Source organism: Clostridium magnum DSM 2767 (assembly GCF_001623875.1).
GTDB lineage: Bacteria > Bacillota > Clostridia > Clostridiales > Clostridiaceae > Clostridium_AM > Clostridium_AM magnum.
Genome location: NZ_LWAE01000001.1, coordinates 372,615 through 392,070, shown reverse-complemented (window position 1 = coordinate 392,070; position 19,456 = coordinate 372,615). Strand labels below are relative to the sequence as shown.

At 32.0% G+C, this 19,456-nt stretch carries 15 protein-coding genes; 1 reads left to right on the top strand and 14 read right to left on the bottom strand.

All coding sequences use genetic code 11. The features are described from left to right. Window positions 1-13 precede the first annotated feature (13 nt). From yjfF to tsaD, 8 genes are all read right to left on the bottom strand, one after another. A complete protein-coding gene (gene yjfF, locus CLMAG_RS01915) occupies window positions 14-1,021 on the bottom strand; it encodes a galactofuranose ABC transporter, permease protein YjfF (RefSeq protein WP_066617167.1) in 1,008 nt (335 codons plus the stop codon). Beyond that, window positions 1,018-2,061: an ABC transporter permease gene (locus CLMAG_RS01910; RefSeq protein WP_066617165.1), complete on the bottom strand. Its 1,044-nt coding sequence runs from the start codon at window positions 2,059-2,061 to the stop codon at window positions 1,018-1,020. Before CLMAG_RS01910 ends, yjfF begins: the two co-directional genes overlap by 4 nt. Continuing rightward, window positions 2,061-3,584 (bottom strand): sugar ABC transporter ATP-binding protein, encoded by a 1,524-nt coding sequence (locus tag CLMAG_RS01905; protein ID WP_066617158.1) that lies wholly within the window; start codon window positions 3,582-3,584, stop codon window positions 2,061-2,063. Before CLMAG_RS01905 ends, CLMAG_RS01910 begins: the two co-directional genes overlap by 1 nt. 126 nt (window positions 3,585-3,710) lie before the next feature. Then, complete coding sequence (locus CLMAG_RS01900; protein ID WP_066617155.1) at window positions 3,711-4,715, bottom strand: ABC transporter substrate-binding protein; 1,005 nt, start codon at window positions 4,713-4,715, stop codon at window positions 3,711-3,713. Between the two features lie 155 nt (window positions 4,716-4,870). After that, the gene (locus CLMAG_RS01895; RefSeq protein ID WP_082831762.1) at window positions 4,871-5,848 is read right to left on the bottom strand and encodes a substrate-binding domain-containing protein; all 978 of its coding nucleotides are present in this window, start codon (window positions 5,846-5,848) and stop codon (window positions 4,871-4,873) included. Then, the gene (locus CLMAG_RS01890; RefSeq protein WP_066617151.1) at window positions 5,845-7,053 is read right to left on the bottom strand and encodes a response regulator transcription factor; all 1,209 of its coding nucleotides are present in this window, start codon (window positions 7,051-7,053) and stop codon (window positions 5,845-5,847) included. The genes CLMAG_RS01895 and CLMAG_RS01890 overlap by 4 nt, the downstream gene beginning before the upstream one ends. A 177-nt stretch (window positions 7,054-7,230) precedes the next feature. Further along, the gene (locus CLMAG_RS01885) at window positions 7,231-10,668 is read right to left on the bottom strand and encodes a pyruvate carboxylase (RefSeq protein ID WP_066617146.1); all 3,438 of its coding nucleotides are present in this window, start codon (window positions 10,666-10,668) and stop codon (window positions 7,231-7,233) included. A 645-nt stretch (window positions 10,669-11,313) separates the two neighbouring features. Next, window positions 11,314-12,339 (bottom strand): tRNA (adenosine(37)-N6)-threonylcarbamoyltransferase complex transferase subunit TsaD, encoded by a 1,026-nt coding sequence (tsaD, locus tag CLMAG_RS01880; protein ID WP_066617144.1) that lies wholly within the window; start codon window positions 12,337-12,339, stop codon window positions 11,314-11,316. A 317-nt stretch (window positions 12,340-12,656) separates the two neighbouring features. On the opposite strand from tsaD, the gene CLMAG_RS01875 reads away from it, so the two are divergent. Beyond that, window positions 12,657-13,286 (top strand): RusA family crossover junction endodeoxyribonuclease, encoded by a 630-nt coding sequence (locus CLMAG_RS01875; protein WP_066617141.1) that lies wholly within the window; start codon window positions 12,657-12,659, stop codon window positions 13,284-13,286. 31 nt (window positions 13,287-13,317) lie between these two features. On the opposite strand, the gene CLMAG_RS01870 is transcribed toward CLMAG_RS01875, so the two are convergent. From CLMAG_RS01870 to CLMAG_RS01845, 6 genes are all read right to left on the bottom strand, one after another. Further along, entirely contained in the window at window positions 13,318-13,914 is a 597-nt protein-coding gene (locus CLMAG_RS01870) for a DUF1836 domain-containing protein (protein WP_066617138.1), read from the bottom strand. A 172-nt stretch (window positions 13,915-14,086) separates the two neighbouring features. Beyond that, window positions 14,087-14,476, bottom strand: a complete 390-nt coding sequence (locus CLMAG_RS01865; protein ID WP_066617134.1) for a DUF1667 domain-containing protein — start codon at window positions 14,474-14,476, stop codon at window positions 14,087-14,089. Between the two features lie 3 nt (window positions 14,477-14,479). Beyond that, a complete protein-coding gene (locus tag CLMAG_RS01860) occupies window positions 14,480-15,739 on the bottom strand; it encodes an NAD(P)/FAD-dependent oxidoreductase (protein WP_066617130.1) in 1,260 nt (419 codons plus the stop codon). Window positions 15,740-15,781: 42 nt separating this feature from the next. After that, window positions 15,782-17,218 (bottom strand): NAD(P)/FAD-dependent oxidoreductase, encoded by a 1,437-nt coding sequence (locus CLMAG_RS01855; RefSeq protein WP_066617127.1) that lies wholly within the window; start codon window positions 17,216-17,218, stop codon window positions 15,782-15,784. Window positions 17,219-17,462: 244 nt separating this feature from the next. Continuing rightward, window positions 17,463-18,326 (bottom strand): formate/nitrite transporter family protein, encoded by an 864-nt coding sequence (locus CLMAG_RS01850; protein ID WP_066617125.1) that lies wholly within the window; start codon window positions 18,324-18,326, stop codon window positions 17,463-17,465. A 251-nt stretch (window positions 18,327-18,577) separates the two neighbouring features. Beyond that, window positions 18,578-19,213, bottom strand: a complete 636-nt coding sequence (locus CLMAG_RS01845) for a DUF3786 domain-containing protein (RefSeq protein ID WP_066617120.1) — start codon at window positions 19,211-19,213, stop codon at window positions 18,578-18,580. Window positions 19,214-19,456 lie beyond the last annotated feature (243 nt).

The following is a 19,456-nucleotide window of genomic DNA, read 5'->3' as shown; positions in this document are numbered from 1 at the left end:
ATATATTGCCTTATCAACTTATAACAACCTTTTTCTTTTCATCTCTAATAACAATAATTCTCTGGAGAACAATGAATATAAATAAGAGCATACCTACAGCAATCTTAGTCCACCATGAATTAAGTGTTCCATCAAACATTATAATACTTTGGATTATACCTGTAGTTAAAACACCAAACATTGGGCCTATAGGGTAACCCGATCCCCCTGTTAAAAGTATACCTCCGATTACACAGGCTGCAATAGCATCCATCTCCATACCATTACAGTGTAATCCATAGCCTGAAAGTGTATATATAGTGAATAATAATCCACCTAGAGCAGAGCAAAAACCTGATAATGTATAAACAAGTACTTTTGTTTTTCTTACATTAAGTCCCATCAACATGGCTGAATTTTCATTACCACCAATTGCATATACTGTTCTTCCAAACTTGGTATACTTTAATACATATACTGATGCTGCTACTACTATTAAACTTATGATTACATTAATTGATATAAAAGTATCTGGTGCAACAGGTATTCTAAATGCAGATATCTTTGTAAATACTAGATTTTCAATAGTAATAGTATCTATACTTATAATATAACTTGCTCCTCTCGCAAAGAACATGCCTGCCAAAGTTACAATCCATGGATGAAGTTTAAACTTTTCTATTAATACTCCTTGAACTGCTCCAAAAACAATTCCAACAATTAAGACGAAAGCTATGACTACAAAAGGATTAGCTCCATGCTTTAGCATACTTGCAGTAATCATACTTACAAAAGCTACCATAGCACCTACAGAAAGATCTATGCCACCTGTGAGAATAGTCAGCGTCTCACCAATAGCTATTACAATTAAATATGCATTATCAATGAAAAGATTAGATACAACCTGGCCTGAGAAAAATCCACTATACATAACCGAACCAATTAAGAACAACAACGCGAACAATGCAACTGTAGCATAAATTGAAATATAAGCTGAATTTAATTTAAAACCTTTCTTTTTATGATCTAATGCTTCACTCATATCTCAGCCACCTCTTTTGCCTTATATTTTTTATTATTTATTGACTTTTTACCCTTTAACATCTTTCTAAATTCAGCAGACTGTATAATACACACTACTATAACTACTATAGCCTTAACCACCAGTGTAATTTCTGGAGGTACCCCCATACTATAAATAGTAGTAGTTAAAGTTTGTATAAATAGAGCACCTACTACAGTTCCTCCTAAATAAAATCTACCACCAGCCATAGAGGTTCCCCCAATAACAGTAGCTAGAATTGCATCTAACTCAAGCCATAGACCAACATTATTAGCATCTGCACTCTTAATGTTAGAACACAGTATTATACCTGCAATTCCTGCAAGAATACCACAAATAACATAAAGTGAAAAAATTACTTTTTTCGAATTTATACCTGAATATCTACTAGCTGTATTATTAACTCCTATAGATTCGATAAATAACCCTAAGGCTGTTTTTCTAATTAACCAATACATTACAAAAGTAACTACAGCAGCTATATATATAGCAACTGGTAAAAACCAATATCCGGTACCAATGAAAATAAAGTCCTTATTGGTAAAGGTTAATATTTGGCCACCTGTAACTAGCTGTGCAATACCTCTTCCTACAATATATAGTATCAGTGTACCAACCATAGGCTGAACTCCTATGTATGCAACCAAAAACCCATTCCATATTCCACAAATTAAACCTACTACTATTCCAGTTAATACGGCTACCGGAACTGATCCTCCACCTACTATAACAGTGGCAGAAATAGCTGCACTTATTGCAATTATAGAACCAACAGAAATATCGATACCTTGAGTAGCAATTACTATAGTCATGCCTAAAGAAATTAATATAAGTGGCGCTGCACGATTAAGTATATCTATTAAATTTCCAAACAAGTGTCCATCTTTGATAGTTATGCTCATAAAGCTTGGTCTTACGAAAAAATTTAGTAGAAGCAATAAAATTAAGGCTACTAAAGGCCAAAATATTTGCGTATTATAAAGCTTTTGAAATATACTTTGGGATTTTGTATTATCCATTAGTTAACTCCTCCTTCCGCAATTATCTGTAATATACTAGCTTCTTCTATATCTTTTCCCACTAATTCTCCTATAACCTTTCTATCCCTTAGTATAATTACCCTATCACAACAGCTAACCATTTCCTGAAGCTCAGAAGATATAAATATAATTGTCATACCTTCCTGAGCAAGCTTTTTAACCAGTTTCTTTATTTCATCCTTAGCTCCTATATCAATACCTCTTGTAGGTTCATCAAGAATTAATAGTTGTGGATTTGTCGCTAGCCATCTGGCAAGTATAACTTTTTGTTGATTACCGCCACTTAAGTTATCAATTCTTTGCTCTGTACTAGGTGTTTTAATACTCAATAATTCTATATACTTCTTTGCTATCTCCTGTTGTTTTTTCATAGGAATATATTTAAAAATACCTCTATTTGATTGAAGAGATAATACTATATTCTCTCTTATAGTTAATTGACCAACTACGCCTTCAACTTTTCTATCTTCTGGACAAAAAGCTAATCCCTCTTGTATAGCTTTTTGAGGATAAATATAGGAATATTCTTTTCCATTGATATTAAGTACTCCATGATCTGATTTATCTATACCAAATAACAATCTTGCACATTCGCTTCTTCCTGATCCTAGCAATCCTGCTAATCCTAAAACTTCGCCCTTTCTTATGTCAATATTTAAAGCTTCTATAGTGCCTTTTCTTCCAAACTCTTCAGTCTCCGCTAAAACTTCACTTCTATTTTTTATATTATATTCACGTATTACATTACTAGACTTTTTCATCTCCTCATAGTTTTTTCCTATCATCTTAGAAATAAGCTCCATCTCAGGTAAGTTATCCGCTTCATAAGTTCCAACATAACCTCCATTTCTAAGTACAGTTATTCTATCAGAGATTTCATAGACTTGATCCATGAAGTGGGTTACAAACACCATTGACATGCCTTCTGACTTTAACTTTCTCATTACCTTAAACAATTGTTTAACTTCATTACTATCTAAACTAGAAGTAGGTTCATCTAATATTAATATACCTTTGGATATATCAACAGCTCTTGCTATTGCAATCATTTGTTGAATAGCAACAGAGTAACTTGACAATAATTTTTTTACATCTACCTTTAAATTAAGCCTTTCTTCCAATAACTTTTCAGCATTTTTATTCATTGTATTCCAATCAATACTTCTATTTTTCATAGGCTCACGACCTATATAGATATTTTCTGCTACAGTTAAATTTGGACATAAATTAACCTCTTGGTAAACAGTACTTATTCCACTCTCTTGAGCATCGTGAGTAGAAGTAATTTTAACTTCTTTATCATTTAAAATTATAGTGCCTTCATCTATTTCATATACTCCTGTGAGAACTTTAATTAAAGTTGATTTTCCCGCTCCATTTTGTCCCATAAGAGTGTGTATTTCACCTTTTCTAAGTTCAAACTCAACATTTGAAAGAGCCTTAACTCCAGGGAATGACTTAGATATACCTTGCATTTTTAAAACTACATTGCTATCAGACATTAAATTTCTCCCTCCTTTTCATATAAAAATAGAAATATCATATTCTATTTACCAAATGAATAAATGTGATATTTATAACATAAGAGCTGGAACTAATTCCCGCTCTTATGTTATAAAATTATAATTTTAGTATTTTCTATTAGGCAATTCTGCTTTAGCTTGCTCTTGAGTAAATACTCCCTCTTTTGATATTACCTTTTTATATTTAAGTTTACCTTCTAATACTTGTTTTGATGTCTCCAATAATTGTGGTCCTAAAAGTGGGTTACATTCAACTATACCATTAGATTTTCCATCAGCCATTAATTGGAACATATCTTTAATACCATCAACTGAAACTATGAATATATCTTTTCCTGGTTTTTTACCATATTCCTCTATAGCTTGTATAGCTCCAACAGCCATGTCATCGTTATGTGCCCATAAAACATTGATCTTATCTCCATCTGATTTTAAGAAAGCTTCCATAACTTCTTTACCTTTTGCACGAGTAAAGTCACCTGTTTGTGATTTTACAATTTTGTAGTTTGGACAATCTTTTATAGCTTCATTAAAGCCTTTTTGACGACCTATCATAGCTGTTGACCCAACAGTCCCCTGTAGTTCAGCTATATTAAGTTTTGCATCCTTACCAAAGTGATCTATTACAAGTTTAGCAGCTCTTCTACCTTCCTCTTCCATATCTGAACCTAGGAATGCTGTAACAAGAGATTCATCAGCTACTTTTACATTTCTGTCAACTATAATAACTGGTATTTTAGCATCTTTCGCTTCTTTTAATACTGTATCCCAACCAGTTTCTACTACTGGAGCAAGAGCAATAATATCTACTTTTTGAGCAATAAATGATCTAATAGCTTTTATTTGATTTTCTTGTTTTTGTTGTCCATCAGAGAATTTCAAATCAAAGTTTGGATCTAACTTAGGAATCTCTTTAATTGAAGCAGTTTCTGCAGTTCTCCAACCACTTTCTGCCCCAACTTGAGCATATCCTATTACCTTTTTCTTACTTGATGAACTTGAACTAGATGATGATGAATTTGAAGAAGTAGACTGACTTCCACATCCAGCAAATATACCCGTTGCTAGAACTACTGTTGCTGCAATTGCAGCTAGTTTTTTAAATTTCATTTCTTAAATCCCCCTCTTACATTATGTTAAAACCGTTTACATTTATTATTATATACCCATTGGTCTTGTATGTATTTGTATTAATCAGCAATTATTTACACTTTTAAATCAAAGTTTACCCATTTTATTAACCTTCCTTTACTACTTTACAGTATTTACTTTACCCAATTGTTTAAATACGCTCCTACATTACTTGCAGTAATTCTATCACTACTCAAAATTATTTTTTTGGGTATTCCTTTCTTTTTATTTAAAATGTCTATAGCATAGTTTACTGCTTCTTTGCCTCCTGTTGGAGATGTAAAAGTTCCTTGCAAAACACCACGGGAAACTAAGTCTAGACCTCCATCTTCACCATCAAGTCCATCAACTCCAACAATTTTGATATACTTAATTCCTAGACTATTTGCTGCTCTATATGCTCCCAAAGCCATATAATCGCTATGTGCAAAAATTACATCTATATTTTTATCTTCCTTCAGCACTTCTTTAATTTTATCCTCTGCTTCATCCCTCTGCCATTCACTTATTATAGTTCTAGATATTTTAATATTTTTATGCTCTTTTATAATATCCCTAAAACCTTTACTTCTACCTATAACTGGCGGCGAATCTAATACTCCCTGGACCTCTATAACATTTCCTTCCTTTTTACCTATTAGATCTGCAACAAGGGTCCCCGCTTGTCTACCTATTGATTCATTATCTGTTCCAATATATAAAGTATAATCATATCCTTCTACTGCTCTATCTAAAACTATTACTGGTATTGATTTATAGGCTCTACTTACTACTGGTGTTAGCTGTTGAGAATCATTTATTGATACAATCAACAGATCAATTCCGCTGCTTAATAACTCATCTATATCCTTTTTCTGCTTATCTGTATCTCCACCGGCATCTCTATAAACAATTTTTATATTTTTATATTTTTTTGCTTCGTTCATTATTTCTTTATTCATAGAAATTCGCCATGGTTCAGACAAGTTTGCTTGGGACATTCCAATAACAAATTCTATACCATCAGACCTTTTTTTCATATCAGTTTTTATAGTAATAAATATAATTACAATAGTAAAAATAATTAATATAGATGCAGCCATAACTCTTTTTGATTTAAATCCAATTATCAATTGTTATTACCTCCTCTATATTCCTTTGGGGAAAAGCCCGTAATCTTCTTAAATGCCTTGCAAAAATAATGTTGATTATTATATCCCACTAATTCTGCTATCTGATAAATTTTCACCGTAGGATCACTCATTATATCTATAGCTCTCTTAATCCTTACACTTGTGAGATAATCTATAAAAGAAAGGCCTGTCTCCTGTTTTAGGAGCTTGCTTAAATATGACGGACTTAGATTTAAGTTTTCCGACACACTATCTAGACTCAAATGATTTAAAAAATAATTTCTATCAATATATTTTACTGCTAAATTCACTACTGGCTTATAATTACGCTTCTTACTTATATCATGAATTATATCTTTATAAGCATTCTTTACACCCAAAATATCATTTAATATCTTCTTTTGCTCTATAGATACAGTGTAATGAATATAGGAATTTACTTTGTCTCCAATTTCGCTCCCAATCTTCAACCATTCTTCAATATTTTCAATGTTGGTAATTATTATAATATTATTGTCTTCATCAACAAAGGAAACAATAGATTCAGGGTCACCCAATAAGTCCCCAGCTATATTTATTATTGCAAAATTAATTAATTCTTTATCCCAACCATTTGAATAGACATCTAAATTTAATCTTTCAATTACCTTTATTGCTATCATTCCAATATTTTTTCCTAATTTAATATTAAAAAAACTTAGCTCCTTTACTACATCTTCGTGCTGCAAATTTCCATTTAACCACTTACTCAAAAAAGATGCTTTTAAAGCACTTAAGTTGTCATCTAAGTGTCTATTTGCCCACTCTAAATAATTTTTCTTTTCTTCTATTTTGTTTAACTCATTTACAGCCTTTAAAATTGTTTCCTTTAAGTTATCTCTATTTACTGGCTTTAAAATATAGTCGAAAACCTTTAGTTTTAATGCTTCATGTATGTATTCAAATTCATCAAAACCTGTAATTATTATAATTATACAGTTTTCGGTGATATCCTTTAGCTGCTTTATAAGGTCTAAACCGTTTACAAAAGGCATGCATATATCTACTAGCATTATATTAGGCATTTTCTCCTTAGCAAGGTTAAGTGCTATCTCTCCATCTTCTGCTTCACCTATTATTTCAATATTCAATTCATTCCAGTTCATTGAATTTCTTAGTCCTCTACGTATTCTTGCTTCATCATCAGCAATTATAAGCTTATACATAAAACTCCTCCTCTATAGAAGATTGAAGAAAATTATCATCTGATTCAACTTTCACTTCATAATATATTCTATCACATATTAATTAATGGTTAAATATTCTAATTAAGTGGAACTTTTTGTATAAAAATACCTCTTCCCTAAATAATAAGGAAGAGGTATTTTTGCAATTATTATATGCTATTTTAATTTAATTAGTAACTGTCCTGTTTTAACCTGTTGAGCTTCTTTAATAAATATAGATTCAACAGCTCCATTAGAAGTTGCTACAATATTAGTTTCCATCTTCATAGCTTCAATTACAACCAAGCTATCTCCTTCTTTTACTGTATCTCCTTCTTTTACTAGTACCTTCAATATAGTTCCTGGGATACTAGCTCCTATTTCAAGCTTATTGTCAGGATCTGCCATAACTGTTTCTTCTTCATAACTACCAGCTCCTGCATTACTGCTCTTATCTTTTATTTTGATATCTCTTCTATTGCCATCAACTTCAAATACAAGAGTTCTATTTCCTTGAGAATCAAGCTTACCTATTTCAAGAAGTTGAACAATTAATGTTTTTCCTTCTGCTATTTCTACCTCGCATGTTTCACCTTCTGCTAGACCATGGAAGAATATATCACTTCCCATTCTGCTTAAGTCACCATTTTCCTTAACATATTTTAAATATGCTTCAAATACGTCTGGATATAATGCATAACTTATTATATCTTGCTCTGAAGGATTAATTTTGCAATTCTCTATTAAATGATTCTTTATTTTATCAAAGTCTTCTGGCGGAAGCATTTCACCTGGTCTGCAAGTAATAGGCTCTTCACCTTTAAGAACTAATTTTTGAAGCTTTTCTGGGAACCCTCCCATTGGCTGACCCATCATTCCTTTAAAATAAGCTACAGCTGAATCTGGGAATGCCATATTTTGAGCCTTTTCATATATATTTTCAGGAGTCAAATCATTTCTAACCATGAATATAGCTAAGTCACCAACCATTTTTGATGATGGAGTAACTTTTACTATATCTCCAACCATATCATTTACCTTTTTGAAAGTTTCTTTTATATCATCAAATCTGTGTCCTAAGCCAAAGCTTTCAACTTGAGGTTTAAGATTTGAATACTGACCTCCAGGTATTTCATATTTGTATATTTCTGCAGAACCTGTTTTTAATCCTGATTCAAACTGACTGTAAACTGGTCTTACAGCACTCCAATAATCAGATAGCTTCTGAAGGCCATCTACGTCCATACCTGTATCTCTTTCTGTATTTGTTAATGCTGCAACTACAGAGTTTAATGCTGGCTGACTTGTAAGTCCTGATAAACTGTTGAAAGCAGTATCTACTATATCTACTCCAGCATGAGCAGCCATAAGAACTGTTGCAACCCCATTTCCTGTAGTGTCATGTGTATGAAGATGAATTGGAATTGATATTTCATCTTTTAACGCTCTTATAAGCTTAAGTGCTGCATATGGTTTTAATAATGCTGACATATCTTTTATTCCAAGAATATGAGCTCCTGTTTTTTCTATTTCTTTTGCTAAATTTACATAATACTCTAAAGTATATTTATCTCTATCTGTGTCCAAGATATCTCCTGTATAACACATACAAGCTTCTGCAACTTTACCTTGATTTAATGTTTCATCTATAGCAACTTCCATTCCTTTTAACCAGTTTAAAGAATCAAATATTCTAAATACATCTATTCCTGCTGTTGCTGATTCCTTTATGAATTTTCTTATTACATTATCAGGGTAATTTTTGTATCCTACTGCATTTGCTCCTCTAATAAGCATCTGGAATAATACATTAGGTACTCTTTTTCTTAATTCAGCGACTCTTTCCCATGGTGATTCTTTTAGGAATCTATAAGCAACATCAAAAGTTGCTCCTCCCCACATTTCCATAGAAAACAAGTCTTTTCCGATTACTGATTGTGCCTTAGCTATTTTAAGCATATCTTTTGTTCTTAATCTAGTAGCCATAAGAGATTGATGAGCGTCTCTCATTGTTGTATCAGTTAACAATAGTTTATTTTGCTCTTTAATCCATTTAACTAAACCTTCTGGACCTTGTTCATCTAATATTTGTTTTGTACCTCTTAGAGGTTCAGTGATGCTAACTTTAGGAACTACTGGAACATCAAATTCTGTTTTCTGTCCACGAGTTTCATTTACAACTTTTTCTCCGATAAACTTAAGAACTCTTAATTCTTCATCTGCTCTTGGTGAAATATCAAATAACTCAGGGTTATCTGCTATAAAATTAGTATCGCATTCACCTTTTAGGAACTTTTCGTGATTTAAAACATTTATTAAAAAGTCAATATTTGTTTTAACACCTGAAATATTAGTTTCTTTTATTGATCTAATAGACTTTCTTATAGCATCTTGGAATGTTCTTGACCAAGAAGTAGTTTTAACAAGGAGACTGTCGTAGTAAGGACTTATAACCGCACCTGCAAATCCATTTCCACCATCAAGTCTTATACCAAAACCAGAACCTGTTCTATATACATCAATCTTTCCTGTATCTGGTGCAAAATTATTTGAAGGATCTTCAGTTGTAACTCTGCATTGAATTGCATATCCTCTTGGTTGTATTTCATCTTGTGAGTATATTCCAACTTCTTTAGAACCTAACTCATATCCTTCTGCAATTAAAATTTGGCTTTGAACAATATCTATGCCTGTAACCATTTCAGTTACTGTATGTTCAACCTGTATTCTAGGGTTCATTTCAATAAAATAATGATCTCCATTTTTATCTACAAGAAACTCTAATGTTCCTGCACTTCTATATCCTACAGATTTAGCTATCTTTAATGCATCCTGACATATTGCATTTCTCTTTTCATCTGATAGAGATATAGCCGGCGTAATTTCTATAACTTTCTGATGTCTTCTTTGTATGGAGCAATCTCTTTCAAATAAATGAACTATATTCCCATGTTTATCACCAATTATTTGAACTTCAATATGTTTGGGTTTTTCAAGATATTTCTCAATAAATATATCATCTATACCGAAAGCTTTTTTAGCTTCATTTTTAGCGCTTCTATAGGATGGTATAAGTTCACTTTCTTCTGTTACAATTCTCATACCTCTACCACCACCACCGGCAGCTGCTTTTACCATTACTGGATAACCACAAAATCTAGCAAACTCTAAAGCTTCTTCCTCTGATTTTATTGGTTTCTCTACACCTGGAATAGTTGCAACCCCTGCATTATGTGCTACAATCTTAGATTTGATTTTATCCCCAAGTTTCTCCATCATTTCAGATGTCGGTCCTATAAACTCAATACCAGCCTCTTGACATTTTCTCGCAAATTCAGCATTTTCTGACAAAAAACCATAACCAGGATGTATAGCATCTACACCTTTCTTTATTGCAAGACTTATTATTTCATCAATATTTAAATAAGCCTCTACTGGACCTTTATTTTTTCCTATCAAATAAGCTTCATCAGCTTTAGCTCTAAACAAAGAACGTTTATCTTCATCAGAGTATATAGCCACTGTTCTTATTCCCAATTCTTGACATGCTCTAAAAATTCTTATAGCAATTTCGCCTCTGTTTGCTACAAGAACTCTTTTAAATTTTTTAACCAAATCCCCCAGCTCCTTTTTTATAAAAATTATATTTTTTGCATATTTATTAGTTTATCTACTGCAAATTTTAAAACGATAATAATATTATATATAACTATTAAAATTATTTCAATTGCATTATCAAATATTATCAACTTTCATTTTTATTTAAATGCTTTTCATATAAAAATTATTAATTCCGTAAAATTGTTGATAAATAAGTGTTTATTTATCAACATGATTTTATCCATTATATTACAATGAATTTTTTCACAGAGTTTAAAATCATAACTTCATGTACATTATTATATAGTATATTACTTATGTTGTAAATAGTATGCTATATGAAGTATTAGTATAACACATATATTTTTCAATTATACTAGCATAATTACGTAGGGAAACTTGACTACATATGGAGTGTTTTGTCCCTTATGTAATTAGTATAAGAAAAAAAAAAGAATCTATTCAAGTAGTTAAACTCCAATAGATTCTTTTCTTATATTAGTATCTGGTATCTCTAATTTTAACCTGAATAACTTGGCGTAAGACTCCCACTTCTTCAAGTGGCAGTCCAACGCCAAGTAAGCCATGCATTCGCAGTTCTAAAATTCACATGGAGTAAAAGAATCTCCATATGAATTAAGATCTTGCTTCAATTTCACTTCATCTTTCCCCTAATTTTAAATTAGGTACTGCATTCAATGTCAGTGGTGCTATATTTCCCTTAATATATTCAAAATAAGCAGCACTTCCTATCATTGCAGCATTATCTGTGCATAATATAAATTCCGGAAATAACACTTCTATATCATTTTTCTTACCTTCTTTTATTAGCGTTTCCCTTAGAGAGCTATTGGAGGCAACTCCACCAGCTACAGCCATTTTATTAACTCTCTTTAGTTTACATGCTTTTACAGAGTTATCTACTAAAAAGCTTACTACTGCCTTTTGAAAGGATGCTGCTACGTCAGCTCTATTTACTTCTTCCCTCTTCATTTCCATTTGATTTAAATAATTTAATACTGCAGATTTAACACCGCTAAAGGAAAAGTCTAAAGAATTATTCTCATGAAATTTAGCTCTAGGAAACTTTATTGCATCTGGATTTCCTTCTTTTGATATTTTATCGATTTTGGGACCACCAGGATAACCAAGTCCTATTGCTCTAGCAACTTTATCATAAGCTTCACCTGCAGCATCATCTCTTGTCTGTCCTAAAACTTCAAATTCACCATAATCTTTCATATGTACTATGAAAGTATGTCCTCCTGACACTACAAGACATACAAAAGGTGGCTTTAAATCCTTGTATTGTATGAAATTAGCACTTATATGACCTTCTATATGATTTACACCTATTAAAGGTTTTCCCAGAGAATATGCTAATCCCTTGGCATATTGTAATCCAACTAAAAGTGCCCCAACCAATCCTGGTCCATATGTAACACCTACAGCATCTATGTCTTGCAATGTTACTCCAGCCTTATCTAAAGCTTCCTGCACTACAACTGCTATAACCTCTACATGCTTTCTTGATGCCACTTCTGGAACTACTCCACCAAACTTAGTATGTATATCAATTTGAGATGCTATTACATTTGATAAAACTTCTCTGCCATTAACCACTACTGCTGCTGAAGTTTCATCACAACTGCTCTCTATTGCAAGTATTTTTATATCTTTATCCATAGTTTAACCTCACTTCACTATAATTACAAATATCAACAATTATTATACTTTATACAAAAATTATAATCAACGATTTCAAAATATAGCACAATTTTTAAGTTCCATTTTAACAAACTGGTGTTTGTGATATAATTATTATGAAGTGAAACTTGAATCAGATGGAGTTTCAACTCCACCTGATTCTTAGTTGAACGAATCCAGGGATGTAGCCGCTCTTTACTCCCACTTTGAAGAAGATGGGAGTATTAGAGCGGGTAGTCATCGGATAAACTAAAATTATTTATAACAATTAAGTTTTCACCTTAAAAGGAGTGATTATGAAACATAATTATGCAAAAGTTATAGTAAAAGGCTCTCCGATATCAAAATCAAATTTTAAACTTTTTAACGTAAATGGTAGAGCTATATTGCCGTACAATTCTGGTAAATATCATGATAGATATGCTCTATATGAAGAAGAAATAGCTTATGAAACCCGCTCTCAAAATCCAGGGATAGTTCTATCTGAAGCCTTAATAGCGGTGCTTAAAGTATATTATAAAAGCAGAAAGAGACATCCCGATACTAATAATATTACTAAGAGTATTTTTGATGGTATTGAAAAAAGCGGATTGATAGTTAATGATGCCCAGATTAGAAGAATAATAATAGAGGAATTTTACGATGAAGAAAATCCTAGATTCGAATTAGAACTATTTTGCGAAAGCATCTATTCAATGGAATACAATATAGTAAGAAAAGAATCAGTAGATAACCCCATTGAATATTCTCCTCCTCCTAATAGAAAAAAGGATATAACGTCTATAGCAAAAAAAACTGAAAACCCTTGTTCTGAAAACAAACTGTATTGCGAGATGTGTGGAAAGTTAATAAAAAAAGAACATTCAATTTCAGCAAACAAAGGCAAAACTATAATATGTAAAACCTGTTTTAAAAAACTGTTTTAAGGCTAAAGACAAGCATTTTATGCGTTTAGCCTTATCTTTCTTCTTTTTTAAAAAACTCATCAATTATTTTTTCTGCCATTCTTTTTTGTATATTAGCTTTTACAATTAGCATAATTACAATTGTTATTAATTCATTAAAGTCTTCATCAGAATCCCCGATCATGTTTTTTTTGTCTTCTGCCTCTATATTTAATATTTGTTGAAAATCCTTATTAAAATTTTCAACTTCATTTTTCTCTATCTCTAAAAATTTATTATATATATTTTCCAATTCCTTCTCATGACTTTCACCTGAATTTATAGCTTTAACAAACGGTGAAAATAAATCTTGAATATCTCCGATAGACAGCACTTGCTTTAAATAATAAGTTAGTATAATTAGTACCATATGCTGCCTAGAGTACTTCTTTTTCTTTGGCGGCATTAAAATACCTGCTTTAGTATAATTATTTATCATTGTTTTTGTCAGTATACTATCTTCCTTATTTCTTTTTAAATAAGATAGTTTTTCATCAATAAATGTAGTTACTTGATCCATATATAAATCAATATCTGGTATACCAGCGAACTTCAACTGCTCAAAGGAACTAAGCTCCTCTATAATCTTTTTTAATTCACTTTCATCCATTTTTGCTGCAACCTCCTATTTAGGAATATGAAAATGTTCATTTCGTGGATTACATTTTCAAGTAATCCTCAGTTTAGTTTTATCATTCCCTATAAAGTAAGAAAATGACTATACTTATAATATCATAAATATAGCCATTTACAAATAAACATATTCATTGAATATATTCTTTCTATGCGATTTTATCTTCCTTTTTATCAACCTTAGCAATCTTTCTAGTTGCAACGATGTTAACACCAGTACCAAGTACATTTTCTATTATAATATCTCCTATATTTACAGGTGCGCTTACTACTACATCCTTTAGTTCTTTAATACAGTCGAATATTTTCTCTTTAGGTATATCACTGTCTGTCTTAACAGCAACCATTTCAATTTCTCCATCTTTTACACATACAGAAGAAGTAACTATTCTAGTAGGGTTAGTACATTCCTTAGCAGCATATTCAACACCCTTTTTGCATGTGTTTCCTGTAACTTCAACAACTTCATTGCCTTCTAACTTAGCTTGAAGTTGACATCCAATAGGACATCCAATACATATTAAATCTCTAGTACTCATTTTCTATTCCCCTTCCACCATAATAGTTATTTTATTGCAATTTGGATATTTCTCAAACATTGCTTTTGTTAGCTTAACTGTCTCCATTTCACCTGGAGCAAGCACTCTTTTCTTTGTGTGTATTTCTCTATTTTCGTCAAAGTAAACTGAAATAAAGCTATCCTTGTATGTGTCTCCTACTCTGAATCTTACATCTATTGATTTTTCCACATTTTCAGGATTTATATATTTAGGTACAGTATATCTAACACCCTTTGTAGCAACCACTTCTATTTTTGTTCCATTGAATCTACTGCCTTTTACATATTTTGCTGCATTTTCGCCGGCACTGTAGCTTTCTACTGTAACATTATCTACTAAGTCATGAACGTGAAGTACGTTTCCACAGGCAAAAATACCTTCTACATTTGTTTGAAGACTATCATCTACTTCTGGACCACCTGTTATATTTGATAAAGTAACATTTGCATTTCTTGAAAGTTCATTTTCAGGAAGAAGTCCAACAGAAAGAAGCAATGTATCACAAGGAATAAACTCTTCTGTTCCCTTTATTGGCTTTCTATTTTCATCCACAGCAGCAATTGTTACACCTTCAACTCTTTCATTTCCCTTTATATTTGTAACAGTATAACTTAATTTTAATGGTATATTAAAATCATCAAGACATTGAACAATATTTCTCTTAAGACCACTAGAATAAGGCATAAGTTCTACAACTGCTTTAACCTTCGCCCCTTCCAATGTCATTCTTCTTGCCATTATAAGACCTATATCACCAGAGCCCAGTATAACTACTTCTTTACCTGGCATGTAACCTTCTACATTTACAAACTTTTGAGCTGCTCCTGCTGTATATATACCTGCACATCTGCTTCCTGGTATATTTATTGCTCCCCTTGGTCTTTCCCTACATCCCATCGCTAAAATTATTGACTTTGCCTTTATTTCAATTATTCCATCTTCTTCATTAACTGCCGTAATAACTTTATCACTACTTAAATCCAATACCATTGTATTCAATTTGCAGGGAATATTCATATCTTTTGCTTTGTCTATAAATCTCTGTGCATATTCTGGTCCTGTCAACTCTTCCTTAAAAGTATGAAGCCCAAATCCATTATGAATACATTGATTTAATATTCCACCTAACTGACTATCTCTTTCTAGTACTAAAATATTATCTATTCCTTCTTCTTTAGCTGAGATTGCCGCTGCAAGACCTGCAGGCCCTCCGCCGATTATTACTATATCATATTCTTGCATATCTCTAAACCTCCAATAATTGTAATTAGCCTATCATATTTTTTAGATTGTTTCTTTATCTTTTCCTACTAATATATTAGAATTACCTCCAAATTTAGTTACTTCTGTAGGCTTTAAACTAAGTTCTCTTGCTAAAATTTCAACTATCTTTGGAGCACAGAATCCTGATTGACATCTTCCCATTCCTGCTCTAGTTCTTCTCTTTATACCATCAAGTGTTTTAGCACCTAAAGGTCGTCTTATCGCACTTATGATTTCTCCCTCTGTAACAGTTTCGCACCTACATATAATCTTACCATATCTGCTATCCTTTTTTATAAGTTCTTTTCTTTGCTCATTATCCATTTCTCTAAATTTAGGTATTCCTTTTCTTATAGGATTAAAACTGCTATTCTCCTCAGGTTGTAATTTACCTACAACTATATCTTTTACCATCTCTGCTATAGCAGGTGCACTTGATAAACCTGGTGATTCGATTCCTGCTGCATTTATGAAGTTTTCTGCATCTGCTGGCTCTCCAATTATAAAATCATTATTTGTGCTGTGAGCTCTTAGTCCAGAGAAAGAAGTTATAACCTGTCTCATAGGTATTGGGTTTATACTTAATGCTGCTTTACTTAATATTTCATCAATTCCTTCAGTTGTAGTTGTTAAGTCCTTCTTATCATCTACATCTACAGCATTAGGTCCTATAAGTAGATTTCCATCTACTGTAGGAGTAACTAAAACCCCTTTTCCCATTTTAGTTGGCAACTGGAATATTGTTTTTGAAACCATATTTCCTACTGCTTTATCAAATAAACAGTACTCACCTTTTCTAGCCTTTATCTCAATTTTATTCGCACTTACCATATTATTTATTTCATCTGCAAATAGACCTGCAGCATTTATTACTAATTTTGTTTCTATATCGCCTTTATTAGTCTTTATAATATAGCAGTTTTCTGTCTTTTCTACATTAGTTACTTCTGTTTCAAATTTAAATTCTACACCATTTGTATTAGCATTTTCAGCTAAAGCTATAGTCATTTCATAAGGACATACTATTCCCCCTGTTGGTGCATATAAAGCAGCAACTACGTCTTTGGAAATACTCGGTTCCATTTGTCTTAACTTATTACCATCTAATATTTCAAGGTTTGGAACTCCATTTTTTATACCCTGCTCCTTCAATTCCTGTAGCTTATCCATATCCTTCTCATCAAAGCAAAGCACTAGAGAACCTATTCTCTTAAAATGAAAATCTAAATCCTCAGATAACTTATCAAACATAGCATTTCCTATTGCATTTAACTTGCCTTTTAAAGAACCTGTCTTAGCATCAAAACCAGCATGTACTATCGCACTATTAGCCTTAGTTGTTCCATTTGCCACATCTGTATCTTTATCTACCACACATATCCTCAATTTATATCTAGATAGTTCCCTAGCTATTGCACATCCCACAATTCCTGTTCCAATAATTGTTACATCAAACATTAATATACCTCCTTAATTAATAAAACAAAAAGAGACCCAAAATCTAAGGTATTAACTTAATACCTTAAAAATTGGCTCTCTTAAACTCCGCCTTAATATTTGCTTTTCAAATTGTTAAGACAAGTTTATCATATTTAACTCTATTATTCAACTATGAAAACCTTTTAAATTCGCTTCCATTTTATTATTATGACAATTATTCTTATTTTTCATTTAACTTACTTCAGTTTTCTAAAAATTACATTTAATTTGCTTTTAAACCCTCTACACTAGTTGCAGATTCTTTAGCAGTTGAAGGATTATATTTATATGCCACATAATAAGTAAAACCTACTAGAAGTGCACCTCCAACAATATTGCCTAATGTTACAGGAATTAAATTATTAATAATACCAGCTCCGTTTATTATTTTCTCTGGAGATAAACCTGACGCTTGAACAAAAGCAGGATTAGATTTAGCAAACATACCTGCTGTTAAAAAGTACATATTAGCAACACAGTGTTCGAATCCACATACAACAAAGACCATTATTGGGAACCATGCAATAGCAACTTTTCCAGCAACATCTTTAGCTGCTGATATCCCCCAAACTGCGAGACAAACTAATAGATTACATAATATAGCACTTGAAAAGGCTGTCCAAAATGGAAGACTTGCTTTTGTTGAGGCAACTTTTATTACAACTCCTCCTAATTTTCCTGCACTCATACCAAATACCCCTGCTTTAAAAACTAAAAACGCTATAAGTACTGATCCAATAAAGTTTGCAAAATATACTATAATCCAGTTTCTAATTATATCTTTGATGTTTATTTTTTTGTCCATAAGTGGAACTATCATAAGAGCATTCCCTGTAAACAATTCAGCACCGCATATAACAACTAGCATAAGCCCCGTTGGGAATATTGCACCACTGACAAATTTAGCCAGACCTGCGTCTGCTATGCTGTGTGAGGCTACGGCCGAAGCAGCTCCCCCTAAGGCTATAAACATACCTGCCATAATACCTAATACTACTGTCTGCAGCACTGTTAACTTAGCTTTGTTACAGCCTGCTCCTATAGATGCATCACATAATTCGTTTGGTTTTAACATTCTACTTTCCATATAGCTTTTCCCCTTTACTAATAATTTTTTATAAAATAGTTATTACAAAACTTGTTGCAATAACTGTTCTACACTAATAATTTTTTAAAAAGGCAACTTAAAACCTATTTAAGTGTGATGTTTCCAAAAATATTCTTAACTTCAGGTCTTTTATGAATTGAAGCTTAAATTAGATGGGGCTTCATTCCCCACCCAATTTTCTTCATTATTTTTTGATATTTTTTTAACAAAATACGACATAGTTTTTAGTATTATTTCGAATAAGCTAGTCCAGTAATTGTTCCAATAGATACATCCCCAACAACAGCTAAATCCTCTGCAGTAAAATAAAAAGGTACGTTTCCATCAAATAAAATCTGAGATGAAGCAGGAAACTCCTCATCACCTTTCCACAAGGCAAAGGTTACAAATATGTTATTAAGAAATTCGAACTTATATGCCGCATCTCCCATATTTACTCTTTCTGCTCCAAGCTTTTCAAATACACTTATAAACTTCTCTACATTATTGCCGAAGGTCTTTGATAATCTCAAAAGACATCTTCCATAGAAATTATTATAGTAAACATTTCCTCCATCTACATCTCTATAGGTTATATCCTTATCTAAAGGTTCAACACCTCTAGCATTTATCAAATATCTCAGTATCAAAGTTTTAGGAGGATACTTTTGAATTTCAGTTCCATCTTCCTTTAATACTTCGCCACTAGGATATTTTACAATAACATTTTCACCCATCAATCTTATAGTAAATTCACCTTTTTCTTTATCATAAACACATCCAGTATTTTTTACTATTACCTCAGGATCAAAGTTTTTTAATATACTCTTATAATGCTCATATGGTAATTTATCTTTTCTCTTTTCTTCTACTGCTACTCTATCCATACACTCTCATCCCCCTATTTCGTAAATATATTAAATACTCGCTTAACTCTGTCTCATAAGTATAAGTATCGAAGTCCGAAAGTTGACTTAACTAGAGGTATTTAGATGAGCATATCTGACAGCACATTTAACAAATTTAAGTTAGCTCTTGGCGAAACACCTTAGAAAATTAATGGACTTAAATATTGTCTGAGCGATAGCGAGTTTATTTAAGTTCATTAATTTTCTTTGGTGTTAAGCCTT